Source organism: Algibacter amylolyticus (genome assembly GCF_014202225.1).
In the GTDB taxonomy this organism is placed as follows: Bacteria; Bacteroidota; Bacteroidia; order Flavobacteriales; family Flavobacteriaceae; genus Algibacter_B; species Algibacter_B amylolyticus.
The window spans coordinates 28,491-43,820 of record NZ_JACHGE010000004.1 but is presented as its reverse complement, the minus strand read 5'-3'; the positions used below and the strand labels follow the sequence as shown (position 1 = coordinate 43,820).

Annotated in this window: 15 protein-coding genes; 9 read left to right on the top strand and 6 right to left on the bottom strand. The window is 33.4% G+C overall.

Going from position 1 to position 15,330, the window contains the following annotated elements:
- Positions 1–95 precede the first annotated feature (95 nt).
- The 3 genes from HNQ90_RS09795 (at position 96) to HNQ90_RS09785 (ending at position 3,128) form a co-directional block, all read left to right on the top strand.
- Positions 96–845, top strand: a complete 750-nt coding sequence (locus HNQ90_RS09795) for an enoyl-CoA hydratase/isomerase family protein (RefSeq protein ID WP_144115619.1) — start codon at positions 96–98, stop codon at positions 843–845.
- Between the two features lie 185 nt (positions 846–1,030).
- The gene (locus tag HNQ90_RS09790; RefSeq protein WP_144115618.1) at positions 1,031–1,573 is read left to right on the top strand and encodes a hypothetical protein; all 543 of its coding nucleotides are present in this window, start codon (positions 1,031–1,033) and stop codon (positions 1,571–1,573) included.
- A gap of 94 nt (positions 1,574–1,667) precedes the next feature.
- A complete protein-coding gene (locus HNQ90_RS09785; protein ID WP_144115617.1) occupies positions 1,668–3,128 on the top strand; it encodes a potassium/proton antiporter in 1,461 nt (486 codons plus the stop codon).
- A gap of 43 nt (positions 3,129–3,171) precedes the next feature.
- Here HNQ90_RS09785 and HNQ90_RS09780 read toward each other — a convergent pair whose 3' ends face one another.
- Positions 3,172–4,929 (bottom strand): aromatic amino acid hydroxylase, encoded by a 1,758-nt coding sequence (locus HNQ90_RS09780; protein WP_144115616.1) that lies wholly within the window; start codon positions 4,927–4,929, stop codon positions 3,172–3,174.
- Between the two features lie 144 nt (positions 4,930–5,073).
- Here HNQ90_RS09780 and HNQ90_RS09775 point away from each other — a divergent pair, with 144 nt between their 5' ends.
- Positions 5,074–6,633, top strand: coding sequence for a tetratricopeptide repeat protein (locus HNQ90_RS09775; RefSeq protein ID WP_144115615.1), 1,560 nt, complete (start codon positions 5,074–5,076; stop codon positions 6,631–6,633).
- A gap of 49 nt (positions 6,634–6,682) precedes the next feature.
- Here the strand turns inward: HNQ90_RS09775 and HNQ90_RS09770 are convergent, their stop codons facing one another.
- Together HNQ90_RS09770 and HNQ90_RS09765 are read right to left on the bottom strand one after the other, a co-directional pair.
- Positions 6,683–7,240, bottom strand: a complete 558-nt coding sequence (locus HNQ90_RS09770) for a DUF4136 domain-containing protein (RefSeq protein ID WP_144115614.1) — start codon at positions 7,238–7,240, stop codon at positions 6,683–6,685.
- A 114-nt stretch (positions 7,241–7,354) separates the two neighbouring features.
- Complete coding sequence (locus tag HNQ90_RS09765) at positions 7,355–7,519, bottom strand: C1orf53 family protein (RefSeq protein WP_172625830.1); 165 nt, start codon at positions 7,517–7,519, stop codon at positions 7,355–7,357.
- A 156-nt stretch (positions 7,520–7,675) separates the two neighbouring features.
- Between HNQ90_RS09765 and HNQ90_RS09760 the strand changes: the two genes are divergently transcribed.
- From HNQ90_RS09760 to HNQ90_RS09740, 5 genes are read left to right on the top strand one after another with little or no spacing between them, the layout of a single operon-like run.
- Positions 7,676–8,014 carry a hypothetical protein gene (locus tag HNQ90_RS09760; protein WP_144115613.1) on the top strand — a complete coding sequence of 113 codons (339 nt, stop codon included), beginning with the start codon at positions 7,676–7,678 and terminating at the stop codon, positions 8,012–8,014.
- Positions 8,004–8,912, top strand: a complete 909-nt coding sequence (locus HNQ90_RS09755; RefSeq protein WP_144115612.1) for a 1-aminocyclopropane-1-carboxylate deaminase/D-cysteine desulfhydrase — start codon at positions 8,004–8,006, stop codon at positions 8,910–8,912. Before HNQ90_RS09760 ends, HNQ90_RS09755 begins: the two co-directional genes overlap by 11 nt.
- Positions 8,913–8,916: 4 nt before the next feature.
- The gene (locus HNQ90_RS09750) at positions 8,917–9,702 is read left to right on the top strand and encodes a glucosaminidase domain-containing protein (RefSeq protein ID WP_144115611.1); all 786 of its coding nucleotides are present in this window, start codon (positions 8,917–8,919) and stop codon (positions 9,700–9,702) included.
- A gap of 5 nt (positions 9,703–9,707) precedes the next feature.
- Entirely contained in the window at positions 9,708–10,994 is a 1,287-nt protein-coding gene (gene hemL / locus HNQ90_RS09745) for a glutamate-1-semialdehyde 2,1-aminomutase (protein WP_144115610.1), read from the top strand.
- Between the two features lie 16 nt (positions 10,995–11,010).
- Positions 11,011–11,493: an SRPBCC family protein gene (locus tag HNQ90_RS09740; protein ID WP_144115609.1), complete on the top strand. Its 483-nt coding sequence runs from the start codon at positions 11,011–11,013 to the stop codon at positions 11,491–11,493.
- Positions 11,494–11,591: 98 nt separating this feature from the next.
- Here the strand turns inward: HNQ90_RS09740 and HNQ90_RS09735 are convergent, their stop codons facing one another.
- From HNQ90_RS09735 to HNQ90_RS09725, 3 genes are all read right to left on the bottom strand, one after another.
- A complete protein-coding gene (locus HNQ90_RS09735) occupies positions 11,592–12,077 on the bottom strand; it encodes a hypothetical protein (RefSeq protein ID WP_144115608.1) in 486 nt (161 codons plus the stop codon).
- 334 nt (positions 12,078–12,411) lie between these two features.
- Positions 12,412–13,629 (bottom strand): hypothetical protein, encoded by a 1,218-nt coding sequence (locus HNQ90_RS09730; RefSeq protein WP_144115607.1) that lies wholly within the window; start codon positions 13,627–13,629, stop codon positions 12,412–12,414.
- A 35-nt stretch (positions 13,630–13,664) separates the two neighbouring features.
- Positions 13,665–15,182 carry a hypothetical protein gene (locus HNQ90_RS09725; protein ID WP_144115606.1) on the bottom strand — a complete coding sequence of 506 codons (1,518 nt, stop codon included), beginning with the start codon at positions 15,180–15,182 and terminating at the stop codon, positions 13,665–13,667.
- Between the last annotated feature and the right edge of the window lie 148 nt (positions 15,183–15,330).

Below are 15,330 nucleotides of genomic sequence, written 5' to 3'. Positions count from 1 at the left end.
AAAGTACTTTAATTATTTTTAAAGTTTAAGTAACATGAGTTGCATAACGATGCATTAAAAATTTATGTATATTCAGCTTTTAAAATTTTAAATTTATGGAAGCTTACGTTTCGCTTACTATTACTAATAATGTGGGGTATATAGAGTTTTATCATCCTAATAGAAACTCTATGCCTAGCGATGTGTTATTAAAATTAGAGCAAACTATTATAGATGCCGGTAGTAACGATAGCATAAAAGTTATTGTTTTAAAAAGTGGCGGTAACAGAACCTTTTGTGCAGGTGCTAGTTTTAACGAGGTTATAGCTATTGATAACGAAGTTAGCGGAAAACAATTTTTCTTAGGTTTTGCAAACGTTATAAACGCTATGCGTAAATGCCCAAAATTAATTATAGGGCGCGTGCAGGGTAAAACTGTTGGTGGTGGTGTTGGTTTAGCTGCAGCAACCGATTATTGTTTAGCTTCAAAATTTGCTTCTATTCGATTAAGCGAATTAAGTATTGGTATAGGACCATTTGTAATAGAGCCTGCAGTGTCTAGAAAAATTGGAGTAAACGCTATGTCGCAAATGACTATTGATGCAGAAACATTTTTTTCGGTTCAATTTGCTAAAGAAAAAGGTTTGTATGCCGAAGTATTTGAGACTACCGAAGAGTTAGATATAGCTGTTTCAGATTTAGCCGAAAAATTAGCGAGTTACAACCCTGAAGCAATTAATGAAATGAAAAAAGTGTTTTGGAAAGGCACCGAAAATTGGGACGCATTACTTGCCGAACGTGCAGAAATGAGTGGTAAACTCGTATTAAGTAAGTTTACTAAAAATACCTTGAAAAGGTTTAGGTAAATTGTATTGAGGTTCACTTTTCTTAGGTTTTTTATCCTATTTTTCCTATGAAAAACAATTATCTTTACCGGATTACAGAATTGTAATATTTATGTTATCCTAATTTGTTTATGGGGTAGTATTTGTATTAGTTTCGTTTTAAATTAAGTAGTTTTAACCATATTTTACATTTCGCCGAAAATTAAATGAATAAGGCATATTACGCTGAGAAAGGATTATTTGTTGGAATCACTTCGGTTGTTTGTGCGTTTTATTTTTTTGCTCCCACTCTTTTTACTTTAAAAAGTTCGCTAATTGAAATTAATGGAGAAATAAGTGAATTAAATATTTATTATACCAGTGTGGAGAGTTATAGAGGTTCAAATAGTATTAAATCAGAACTACAATTTACACTGAATTCGTCTCAAAGTAGATATGTCCTTATGAAAAATATAGGGCAAAGTGGAATTAATGAAAGATTTGAGAATTTAGAAAATCAATTAAGACAATCAGGAAGTGCTAGTGTTTGGATAAAACAAAGCCAAAAAGATGAATATAAACCGACCGTTTTTCAAATAGCCGATAAGAATAGAAGTGTAATTTATGGTTTTGAAGAATCGAAATCCCATTCAAGATTCGGATTTTTGATTTCTTTTGCCTTAGGAATTTTTGGAATTGGATTATGGGTGAGACATAAATACTTTAAAAATCCCGATATGAGGAAGTCTAAAAGAATTAGCTTTTTTTAACTTTAAGAATATTCCGAATGGATTTTAAGAGTTTTATTAATTTTTACAAAAAAATATAAATGCCTTTACTTAATAGAAGTAAGAGAATGAAACAATGAACTTAACTATCGAAAACATATTATTAGTTGGCTCCTTATTACTTCTTGTAAGTATTATAGCGGGTAAGACTACCTATAAATTTGGTGTACCAACCTTACTCCTTTTCTTGTTTATAGGCATGTTGGCAGGTTCAGATGGTATTGGTGGTATCCGGTTTGATAACCCAAAACTTGCACAATTTATTGGTATTGTATCTCTTAATTTCATTTTGTTTTCGGGTGGATTAGATACCAACTGGAAAGACGTTAAACCCATTTTAAAAGAAGGTGTGGTGTTGTCCACATTAGGAGTTTTATTAACGGCAGTTTCTCTTGGAACTTTTGTATACTACGTTACAGACTTTACTATTTACGAGAGTTTATTGTTAGGGTCTATTGTATCTTCAACAGATGCTGCTGCTGTATTTTCAATTTTACGCTCAAAAAGTATTGCTTTAAAAACGAATCTTAGGCCAACTTTAGAGTTAGAAAGTGGGAGTAACGACCCTATGGCTTATGTACTTACCCTTGCGTTTTTAACATTAGTAATACACCAAGACCAAAGTTTTATATCTATAATTCCACTGTTTTTACAGCAAATGGTTTTGGGAGGTATCGCAGGTGTTGCTTTTGGGGTATCTAGTAAATATATTATCAATAAAATAAAACTTGATTTTGAAGGCCTTTATCCTGTATTAGTAATCACATTAATGTTTATTACCTTTTCAGCTACCGATTTTGTGGGCGGTAATGGGTTTCTAGCCATATACATTTGTGCTGTTTATTTAGGTAACCAAGATTTAATACATAAAAAAACCATTTTAAAAATGTTTGATGGTTTAGCGTGGCTTATGCAAATTGTTCTATTCCTTACATTAGGGCTGCTTGTTTTTCCATCGCAAATCATTCCATATATGGGTATTGGTTTACTTATTTCGGTATTTTTAATTTTAGTTGCTAGACCTTTAGGTGTGTTTATTAGTCTTATATTTTTTAAAATGAAGCTTAAACGCCGATTTTATATCTCGTGGGTTGGTTTACGTGGTGCAGTTCCAATTGTGTTTGCAACCTATCCGCTTTTAGCTGGTATTGATAAAGCGCACATGATTTTTAATATAGTATTCTTTATTTCGGTAACTTCCATATTAATTCAAGGCACCACGCTATCCGTCGTTGCGAAATGGTTAAATGTGGCTTTACCTGAACAGGCAAAAAGATTAACGGCAACAGATTTACTCATGTCAGATAATCCAAAAGCAGAAATGAAGGAAATTTTAATAACTTCAGGTTGTTTCGCGGTAGACAAAAAAATTGTGGAGTTAGGCTTTCCTAAAAATGCAATAATAGCCATGATTATAAGAGATAATAATTATATGACACCCAACGGAGCGACAGTAATTAAGGCTGAAGACACCTTAATAGTGCTTGCAGATAAACACAACGTTTTCGATGATGTGTATAAAGCTCTAGAAAAGTAGAAAGCATTTATACGGCTAAAACCACATGTAAATTAAAACGATATTAACTTAATTGTTTTTGATTAACAATCTCTAATCCATTATCAATTAAGTGTCCTAATTCTGGTTTGTTTTGTTTAACGGTTTCCAGATGCTTCAATATTTTGTCGCATAATTCGGTTTCGCTGCCAAGGTATGCTAATTCATATAATTCAACGGCTAGTAACCAATCATTAGGGTGGTTTTCAATAAGCTGTTCTAAAACTTTAGTTCTAGAAATGGTAGTGTTGGTACCTTCTCTGTAATCTCTAACTTGTTGGTACAATGTTTCCAGGGCTAACTGAGTTTTTGTTTTTTTAATATGAATGGTGTTCGAGCTTGTTTTATGTGTAATTAAATCGAAACTAATTAAATCGGCAGGTCCCGAAAAGGCCGATACAATAGCTTTACCCACAGCCATGTCATAAATGCCCCATTCGGGTTTAAAAAGAATGGTGTCGTTATATGAAACAGTACAGTTTTTAAAACTAATAAGTATAATTTTGCCCTGTAAATTTCGTTTTCCGGTTATAATTTCTCCCGAAACTTGTATACCGCCTTCAAACTCTAAGGTAACCACCTTTTCTTCATAAATATTGTAAGCTGCCAAATCTCGAGGACTCATATCTTCAATGGCTAAATTAATACCTTTTAGTTTGCCTATAGGCGAGCCAAATCCTTTGTTGTGGGTGCTAATACCGTGTCCTACTAATTCTTTTTCGCGATAAGCTAGAGCCGTTGGTCCTGTGGTTTGTATGTAACTCGGTTGGCCTTCGCGTTGGATTACTTGAGTAAAAACACCCGAAATTTGTATACCTGTGCTCAACTCAATAGTGCCTAATGCATTCGAGTTAATTAGTTTTTGCACACCTTGTAATCCGCCTTTACGCAAAGCCATGGTGTTTGCAAATTCTTCTAGAATTAAACTTAAATGTGCAAAATTTGGTGTTACATAAAGTTGAGGTTGTGGCTTAGTTATATCAAAATCTTTATAAGTAGCATTAATGTTGTAGGGCAGTTTTTTTACGGCATCCGTCATGCACCAAGCACTTTCTCCTATGGACGATAATAATCCAGCACCATAAATTTTTGGATTTTCAAGGCTACCTATTAAACCATATTCCACGGTCCACCAATGTAGGTTTCTAATTAATGCCATTTCACTAGGTTCACCCATGTTTTTTTGCAAATGGTCAACTTTTTCTTCCGCGGAAGCGATATCCTTTTCCGAGGAATTAGGAGCTTCTTTTATAATGGATAGGTGCCTTACAGCCTCGTAAAGTTCGTAATCTTTAGCCGATGAAATAGCTTTACAACCAATTTCGCCAAAACGCCGTAGGTATTCGGCATATTCTGGGTTTGCAATAATAGGGGCGTGTCCTGCACCTTCATGAATTATATCGGGTGCCGGTGTATATTCAATATGTTCTAATTGCCTAATGTCGCTTGCAATTACTAAAACATTATAAGCTTGAAATTCCATGAATGCATTTGGAGGTATAAAACCATCAACCGCAACAGCCGCCCAACCAATATCTTTTAAAATACGGTTCATGCCATACATATTTGGAATATGATCAATGGAAATCCCTGTTTGTTTTAAACCATCTAAATAAGATTTATGTGCCACTTTACTTAAAAAATCGACATTTTTACGCATCACGTATCTCCAAACCGCTTGATTAATAGCTGAATAATCCTCGTAATTTTGAGGTTTAATAAACTGTTTTAAGTGTTTTGGTAATTTTTTTAGTATTTCGTTCGATTCAAATAAATCCGACATTGTTAAGTTTTATGTGTGAAACCACTATAAAAATACGAATAATTGATAGAACGGAAATTTATAATTAGGTAAACAGAAGAATTTAAATCCTAAGAATTGTAAAAAAAATCTGTATTTTTAACGTGATAAATTTTGAATTTTAAAATGAGTAAGAAAAGTATGGATTATCAAAGGATAATTGACGTTTGTAAAGTAATTGGAGCTTTTGTTGGTATACTATCAGTTCTAGTTACAATTATTGGTCTTTGGGCTTATTTTAAAAATAAAGAAGTAGTAAAAGTTAATGAGACGCTCAAGGAGAAAAGAATAGTGGAAAATGAAAGTAAAATTACCAAAAACAAGGAGGGTTTCACAGCTAATAAAAAAGAGATATTAAACCTGAAAAGGCAAATGCAGGAATTGATAAATGAGAGGAGACAGATTTCAATCAATTATGGTGATTTATCAAAAGAAGAACAAGACCATATATTTCGGGATAGGTTTAACTTAAATAGTGAAGAAATTGGCGTCTTGATAGAAAAAGCTACTAGAAAAACTCAATCTTATATTTCTCAGGCTATGGGTTACGAGCTAAAATATCATTACGATAATGCTATTAAATATTATAAAAAAGCATTAAACGAAGCTGCTTCCCAAAGTGACAAAACTTGGATTTTATATAGCTTAGGTAATAGATATTTTGATTTAAATGATTATGAAAATGCTGAAAATAAATATCAGGCAGTATTATCTCATTATAATGATTTACAAGACAAATCAAATACGGATTTAGTTATTGAGGGTAATATTTATGCTTGCTTGGGTATAATTGAAAGAAGAAAAGCAAGTAATTATGAAGGGGCTATCAATTATCATGAAAAAGCAATTGCTGTTAGAAATCAGCTAGTGAATAAGGATTTTGATAAGTATGCCTTTGAGTTGTCAAAAAGCTATAATGATATAGCAGTAGCGTATAAACATTATGGAGCATTAGATGAAGCTCTTGATAATATTGAGCAAGCAATTGGAATTAGAAAAAAACTTGTTTTAAAATTTAATGAACCAGCTAACAGCTATTATTTGTCAAGATCTTTATCTAATTTAGCAAATATTTATTTTGATAAGGGAGAAAATCTAAAGCACAATCAAGAAGATTATCTGCTGTTTTATACTAAATCTAAGAGTATTAGTGAAGAAGCTATTAATTTGGTTACATCATTAAAAAATAAGATTAATCTGGTGAAATATAAGGATCAACTAGCATTGCTTAACATTAATTATGCTAGAACACTACATGCACTTGGGGACTATCAGGGTTCAATAGTGCCACTTAAATCAGCTATTAGTAGTTTGAATGAGTTGATTCAAATAAATAAAGAAGAATTTATAGAGAAATATGCTGGAGCAAAGACAAATTTAGCAAGAACTTATAGGGATTTAGGAGAGGTAAAGTCTTCAATCACCATGTTTGAGGAAGTTTTAGATATTCAAATTAATATTTTCAAAAGAACTAAAACAGGGGATTCTGAAATACAATTAGCTAATACGTATTGCAATTTAGCATTTTTATATCATCAAAACTTAAGGGATGATAAAAATGCGTTATTGAATTTTAGAAAAGCCCATAATATATATAATGATTACCCAGATTCTGCATATGCTAAAAAGTGGAATGCTGTTTGTGTAGAACTTATAGAAATGTTGGAACAAAAAAAGCAACCCTAATTGAGTTGCTTTTTTAAATACATTTTTGGAATTATAAATTCCTAAAAAATTAATTTTCTGCTCCAGGAGGATATTTTTCCATAATTTGTGAAACAAACTCCTTAATACGTTCTTCTTTCTTTTCCATGTTTCTGCTTAAATAGCCAGTGCCCATACCTTGCCAAACCAATTCTTTTTTATTGGCATCAATAATGTCTATGTATAAATGGCCTTGTGTGCTTACGCTTGTACTAGGTTGATTCCAACCCCAGCCCCATCCAGGACCAAAGCCTCCATAACCGCCCCAACCCCAGCGGCCCATGCCCCAAGAATTGTTATAAACATCAACACGTTGTTGCGATTTTGTAAATAAACTAATTAATACATCTGGGTTTTCAGATTTTGTAAAGCCTTTGGCTAAAAGTTCGGCTTCGATAGCACGAAGAATTCTGCGTTTATCTAAATCGCTAATTTCGGCTTTATCAATACCTGTTTTAAAAAAAGCAAAGGTTTTGTATTGGCTAAATGTAGCTTCTTTGTCGTAATCGGCCGCTACTCTTACAGAGCTGCAAGACGACACCACTAAGATTAATGCTAAAACTGGCAGGAAGGTGAAAAGTTTTTTCATAGTACAAATTTTAAGGGTTATGATAGCTGTAAACTGTTAATTTTCAGCTTTATTATAAAAACATCATGTTAAATAGTAGTATCAATAATCGTACCAAGGCTATTGGTTTTGTAACTACTTTTTGGTAGAGTTAGTGGGTTTATTGTAGCCATAAGGGCAATGTCGGCATCCGCTTTCGCAGCAATATCCACGTTTTAGGTGGTATTGTTCAGTAAAACAACGATAACCTTCGGGTGTCCAATAGAAATCGCCTTCTTCAATAGGAATTATTTTTTTCATTTGTAACAAAGATAATGTAAATTGAAAAAGCTTAAACGCGTTCCTTTGTAATTTGTTACTGTTTTTCTTTTAATATAGCTATTAATTTGGTGATTGTAATTGAAAAAAATAATACTGTAATGTAAATATTGGAGTGGTTTTTGAAAGGTGTTTAATATGATTTTTATTTCGAAATATTTGGTTCCTAAAGGATATACAGGCATGACTATTTATCCGTTTGTGTTTTTAAAATCTGAAAATTTAAGGGCGAACACAGTTTTAATAAATCATGAAAAAATACATTTAAAGCAACAGGTAGAGCTTTTAATACTACCTTTTTATGTGATTTACCTTGCCGAATTTTTAATACGACTTTTGCAGTATAGAAATTGGCAAAAAGCTTACCGGAATATTTCGTTTGAGCGCGAAGCTTATTGCAACCAGACTAATTTAGAATATATTAACGGTCGCTCTATTTGGAGTTTTTTAAAGTATCTTCGCCATCATGATATTTAAGCTTGAAAATAGTATTAACCAGCATATAAAACTGCCTAATAAATTGGTGGAACTTTATATAAAACGCGAAGATGCCATCCATCCATTTGTGTCTGGTAATAAATACCGTAAGTTAAAATACAATTTACTTGAAGCGAAAAAACACAACTACGATACCATGTTAACTTTTGGTGGCGCGTTTTCAAATCATATTGCTGCTGTAGCTGCGGCAGGTAAAGGTTCTGGTTTAAAAACAATTGGAGTTATTCGCGGCGAGGAACTTGCAGAAAAAGTGGCGAGTAATGCTACATTAAGTTTTGCCAAGGCTAATGGTATGGATTTTAAATTTGTATCTCGCGAGACGTATAGAAGTAAAACAAATCCAGAGTTTTTAGAAGCTCTAAAAAAAGAATTTGGTTCGTTTTATCATATTCCGGAAGGTGGCACTAATGCGTTTGCTATTAAAGGTTGCGAAGAAATTTTAACTCCAGAAGATTCCAAATTTAATTACATCTGTACAGCAGTTGGTACTGGTGGTACAATTTCTGGGCTAATTAATTGTTTAAAACCTAGTCAACAAGTTTTAGGTTTTCCTGCCTTAAAAGGCGACTTTTTAAAAGAAGATATTAGTAAATTTGCCAACAAATCCAATTGGGAATTAATTACCGATTATCATTTTGGTGGTTATGCTAAAATTAATGAAGCCTTAATTGCTTTTATTAACACGTTTAAACAAGATTACGGTATTGCTTTAGATCCTGTTTATACCGGGAAAATGCTGTTTGGTATTTTAGATTTAATTGAAAAAGGATATTTTCCAGAGGGTTCAAAAATATTAGCTATTCATACAGGTGGTTTGCAAGGAATTGCTGGTATGAATGCTGTTTTAAAAAAGAAAAATTTACCAATAATTATGTAGTGTAATGAATAGAATTATAATAATTATATGTTTGGCAGGTGTGCTTTTTAGTTGTAAGTCTAAAAAAAGTGTGGTTACCAAAAAGCCAAATACCACAACAAGAGATGTTCGCAAAACTACCGAAACTCCAAGTAATACTAAAGTATATGCAAGTAATACCGAGCGTTATGTTGATGTGCATCGTGAAACGGCACAGCAAGAAATGAGTTTGTATGGTATTCCTGCAAGTATAACCTTGGCTCAAGGGATTTTAGAATCTGGTTCTGGTAATGGCCGTTTGGCTGTTGAAGCTAATAACCATTTTGGCATTAAGTGCCATGGTTGGACAGGGCAAAAGATTTATCATGATGACGATGCGGCACAGGAATGTTTTAGAAAGTATAAAGATGCTAAGTATTCTTTTAGAGACCACTCGTTGTTTTTAACAGAGCGATCTCGCTACTCGAAGTTATTTAAATTAAAACAAGAAGACTATAAAGGTTGGGCCAAAGGTTTACGAGCAGCTGGTTATGCTACAGATCCTAAATATCCGCAAAAACTTATAAGTTTAATAGAGCGCTACAAGTTATATGAGTTTGATAAAGCTGTTCTTGGCGACAACTATGTAAGTTATAAAAGCCCAGTAACATCAAACCGAACTACCTATACCGTTGTTAAGGGCGATACGCTGTATTCCATTTCACGACGCTATAATATTTCGGTAAAAGAACTTCAAAATTTAAACGGTTTACCTGATTCTGCAATTAGTATTGGGCAGGAATTAGTGGTTAAGCCATCAACAAAAAATTAGTTATAATGATTTATAAGAGAAGCAGTGCACTATTTGCCGAAGCAGAAAAAGTAATTCCAGGAGGCGTAAATTCTCCAGTTAGAGCCTTTAAAGGTGTTGGAGGAACGCCCATTTTTGTAAAAGAAGCTAAAGGTGCGTATTTATATGATGAAGACGGAAACCGTTTGGTGGATTATATAAATTCTTGGGGTCCTATGATTTTAGGTCATGCCTTTGAGCCTGTGGTTAAAGCCGTTGTCGAGAAAGCCAAAAAAGGAACCTCGTTTGGAATGCCAACCGAAATTGAAACGCAAATTGCAGAGTTAGCGGTTTCGATGGTGCCTAATATTGATAAAATACGGTTTGTTAATTCTGGAACCGAAGCTTGTATGAGCGCTGTGCGTTTGGCAAGAGGATATACCGGAAAAGATAAAATAATAAAGTTTGCTGGTTGTTACCATGGACATTCCGATTCTTTTTTAATTCAGGCAGGAAGTGGTTTAAGTACTTTTGGAGTGCCAAACAGTCCTGGAGTTACTAAAGGAACGGCGCAAGATACTTTACTAGCACGTTATAATGATCTGGATAATGTAAGGGCTTTAATTGAAGCAAATAAAAACGAAATAGCCTGTATAATTATTGAGCCTGTGGCTGGAAATATGGGTTGCATTCCTCCCGTAGAAGGATTTTTACAGGGGTTACGAGATTTATGCGATGCGCATAATATTTTATTGGTTTTCGATGAGGTGATGACTGGTTTTCGTTTAGCAAAAGGTGGAGCGCAGGAATTATTTAATATAAATGCAGATATAGTTTGTTTTGGAAAAGTTATTGGCGGCGGTTTGCCGGTTGGTGCTTTTGCAGCAAGAAACGAGATTATGAATTACTTAGCGCCTTTAGGGCCTGTTTATCAGGCGGGAACTTTAAGTGGTAATCCGTTGGCTATGGCTGCAGGATTAGCAATGCTTACGGAGTTAAATGTAGATGCAGAAGTTTTTAAAAGACTAGAAGAAAAAACCGCTTATTTGCATTTAGGTATTGCGAAGGTTTTAAATGAAAACAAGATACTACATACTATAAATAGAACCGGTTCTATGATTTCGGTACATTTTGATGGGGCAACAGTTATTGATTTTGATACCGCTGCAAAAGGTAATAATGAAACGTTTAAAACGTTTTTTCATGGCATGCTTAACGCTGGTGTTTATATTGCACCAAGTGCTTTTGAAACTTGGTTTATTACAGATGCCTTAAGTTATGAGGATTTAGATTTTACAATTGCTGCTGTGAATGCCGTGGCTAAAACACTGTAGTTTTTTTATTTGTGTAATGCCTAGAATTGAAATTAAAACGGAAATAGAAGCGCCAAAAGAAATTGTTTTTGATCTTTCTAGAAGTATCGATTTACATAAAATTTCCACCAAGCAAACCCATGAGAAAGCCATTGCAGGAACCATTGGAGGTTTAATAGGCTTGCATGAAAGTGTAACTTGGAGGGCGAAACACTTAGGGGTTTACCAGAACCTAACTTCGAAAATTACAGAATTTAATCGTCCGGATGTATTTGTTGATGAAATGCAAAAAGGAGCTTTTAAATCGTTTAGGCATGAGCATCATTTTAATGCACTAAATAATGGTGGGACATTAATGATTGATGTTTTTGATTATGAATCGCCTTATGGTGTTTTTGGAAAATTGGCAGATTTCTTATTTTTAAAAAAGTATATGACTAATTTACTTGTGGAAAGAAACTGGATTGTAAAAGAATTTGCCGAATCTGAGAAATGGAAAGCTGTATTGTTAACAGATTAATCTGTTTAACGGGTTGGTAAAATAATGTATAAAAAAAACGCATCTCAAATAATTGAGATGCGTTTTTACATTAACTAAACTCTAATTAAAATAACTAATTATATTTTACCTTCATCATAGCCTCTTTTTTGGCCTTTCTTTTTTCCTTCGCCTTTTCTTTTTCCTTTTTTCCCCATTCTAGCTTGCATCTTTTCCCATTTTGCATATTGCTTGTCGTTTAAAATGTCTTTCATTTTAGCTTTCTCTGCAATTTTATGGTCTAATCTGGCATTTACCATTGCTAAACGCTCTTCTTTTGTTGGTTTTTTAGCATCGCCATTTTCTTTTTTAGCTTTGCGATCTTCCATCATTACTTTACGTTTGGTGGCATTTTCTAGGTTTAATTTTTGAACCTTGCTTTGTTGTGACTCTGTTAAATCTAAGGCAAGTATCATTTTTTTAGTTTGAAATGTTGCCATTTCTTCGGCTGATAGGTTCATCATTCTTTCTCCTCTTTCACCTCTGTTGTGTTTTTCTTTTTTTTCTTCTTGAGCCGAAACTTGTAATGCGAACAATGCTACAGCGATTAATATTAATTTTTTCATTTTTTATTGTTTTTAAATTTATTTGTCTTTTGGACTTCCTAAAATTAAAAGGGTTTAATGGGAGTATTGTTTTTAACTACATATTAACAGTTTTACGGTGTGTTTGGAATTTAAAATGCCTTTGGTTATGGACGATTTAAGTTGGTCTGTTTGCGGATATGTGGTAACTTAAAATAGGATAGTGGCTGTAGCGGACTTGCCCGCGTTAGGGATTGCAATGGAAAGCCCACAGCGACCTTTTGGGAGCGAGGACTTGTAATGGAAAGCCCGACTTTTTATGATCCTGCAAGGTTTTGGAAACCTTGTAGGTATGAGTAAAAAGTAACGCCCAAAATTATTTAGCGATTGGTACTTTTAAACTTATGCCTGTTTGAAAATCTGGTGCGTTGTTTACTCTTAAGTCTTCTTTTACAAAGAGTGATACTTTATATTTTGGTGTGCCGTAGGTGTAAATAAAATTCCAGCTTATTAGTGGCTCGTATAGTGTGTATACGCCATTTTGCCATCCGCCTTCTATTTCGCGCCATTTGCCAATAAGTCTATAATAATTGCTTTCGTCTTGTTTGTTATATGCCGATTGGGCGTGGTAATTAATACCAAAGGCGTTAAAATTGCCCTTTTTTGTGTATTTGGTTAGTTCTATTTCGCTTTCGAAGGTGGCTAGGAAAGGGCTGTTTCCTAGGTCGATAACCTCTTTAAAGTTTACAATGTTTTTTGCTAAGGTGTTTACGCCTACTGCGAAGTTAAGCTCGTAATTATTTTTTAATGCCAGTTTTTTTATAAAGTTTGCCGAAATACCAGTGTCCAAGGAGGCATTGTATTTTGATGTGTTCCAGCCTAAGTGTGTGCCAAAATTAAGATAGATGTTTCTGGTTTTGTTTATGGCTAATTTTGGGTAATAATAATGTGTTAGTTCTAAGCCGCCAGTAAAAAAATCGTTATTGTTGAGTTGTAATGTGTTGCCGTTTCGGTCTAAATAGTTAAAGTTTACTTGGTTTAATCCGTAATAGCGTCGTCCAAAAGGATCTTCGCCACCTGCTACATTACTGTGAAACCATTCTATACTTTCGTCGCTAGTAAACAAGGAAAATGGGTATTTTCCATTGGTAATTAAATAGGACCGTAGTGTTACCTCTAGTTCATGCTGCTTATTTATAGGTATGTTTGCTGTTAGCCGAAATTCTTTAATTACGGCATCTATAACAATGTTTAGATAATCGGCTGGTGTTAGCTCTTGATCTAAAAATTCAAACCTACGGCTGTACCAGATTACTTCACTTAGTTTTTCTCTTACTACGGGGTCTTTAGGGTAATGTGCTTCTACAAACGGGTGAAACGTGTTTCCGGATGTATAGTTTATGGCTAATGTAGTTTTTTCTGGCGGTGCGTATTTAAAATTAGTATTTATACGCGAGCTAAATATACCAAAGTGGTGGGTAGATAATATACTTGGGTTGTCAATTCCGTTTTTAAAGGATAAACTATCTTGTGCTTGTGCCGTAAGCATGAAGCTACATAAACCGAGTAAAATGAATATACTTTTTTTTAGCATTGCGCAAAAATAGGTAAACTTTAAATAATTATAGTTTAAGTGATAGTTAATTCTGATTGCGCCTTATTTATTAGGTTTAATGTGGTTTTAAATACTGTGGTTTTGGTTGTTTTGCTAATTAGCCAGCTGTAAAAGCTAATTACAAAAATGTCTTGTTTATGTATTTGTTGCCAATTAAAGTTTGCTTTTATTTTGGTTTTAAAAGCGGTTGTACATGCATTTTCTGGGCTTTTATAATACATTTCTATAAAACTTAAATAGGTGTTAACGCGCTGTTGGTTTATGCTTTTTAAGTAAGGGGCGTATTGGCGTTTAAAGCTTAGTAATTTAGATTCTACTAGATTGATGTTCTGTAACTCGATATGTAAAAGAATTTCAATGAGATTCTTTTTAATAACCCATTCTTTTCCTGCTTTTTCGGCATACCAAGTATCCGTATGGTATAGTTTAGAGAGTAAGCTGTGGGCTTTTTTGAAATCTAATTTCTGGAAATAAAAGACGATAAGGCTTAAATTAATATCTAATAGCGTTTCAATATCTTGATGTTTAGCGGGACGTATAGTTTCTAATAATTGTATGGCACTGCCTTGCTTGTTGCTATAGTTTAAATTTAAGGCTTTTAATAAATGATACTTTAGGACAAATGTTTTATGGTATTTCTTTTTTTGCAATTGCATGTGTTGGTGCATAAGCTCTAAGTATTGCAAGGATTCATTAAATTTTTTATTTCTGAAAAGTGCATTTGCAATGGCGTATAAAATATGGATGTGGTAAAACAGTTGTTTCTGTTTGTTTTTATGTTTGATGATTATTTGGTAAGTGTCGATTAAAAAAGGTTCGATTTTTAAATAATCTTTAGTTATAAATGCCGAAATACTTGATATGGTTACTAATTGGTATAATGATTTAAACGACATAGAGTCGTTTATAGTGATGTTGTGCTCTTTTAGAGTATTGGTTAAAATGGTTTGAAAATCTAGAACTTCACCTTTATAGGCGATGCTGTTAAGAGTTTGCCTGATTTTTGCGTACACGATATTTAGCTCGTCTTCTAATTGAATGTTTTTTTGATTGGTTTTAAATTTTACTGTAAGGGCATTAATATCTGCATTGGGATATGCGTAGGCGTATTGAATTTTGGTGTGATATATTTCGTTTAAAAATGGAAATAGGTCGTTGGTTGAAGCTAATTTTTCGGCTTTATCTAAAATTTTATAAGCCACTTTATACTGCTTTTGTTGCAAGAAGGCTTTGGATGCTAAGATGAACTTGATAATTTGCATATCTATCGAGTTTTCTTCTTGTAGGCTTTGGTTGGCTGTAAAGTCTATTAATGACTCATACAGCCGTTTCCTAAGTGCATGGTATGCGTTTTTTTTATTGCCATATAGTTTAGTGCAAATAGCGTTTGAGGATAATTCGTTTTTGCATAGCAAATTAAATAGCTTGATGTTTTTGGTGTCGTTTCGTTTGTTCTTTTTATCTAGATAAGTGATGAATTTTTGCTGGTCTTCGCTAGAAAACGCCGAAACTATCTCGTTTAAATCTGTCATTTAATCGTCATTAAATAATACGTATAAGTATTAAATATAGGTGTTTTTATTGTTTTACTATATTTTGTATCGTCATTTATTTGTAAAAGTTGTGTTTTAGGAGGTTTAGTTATTTCGCAGATTTGCCTCATAATCATTAAAAACAAAA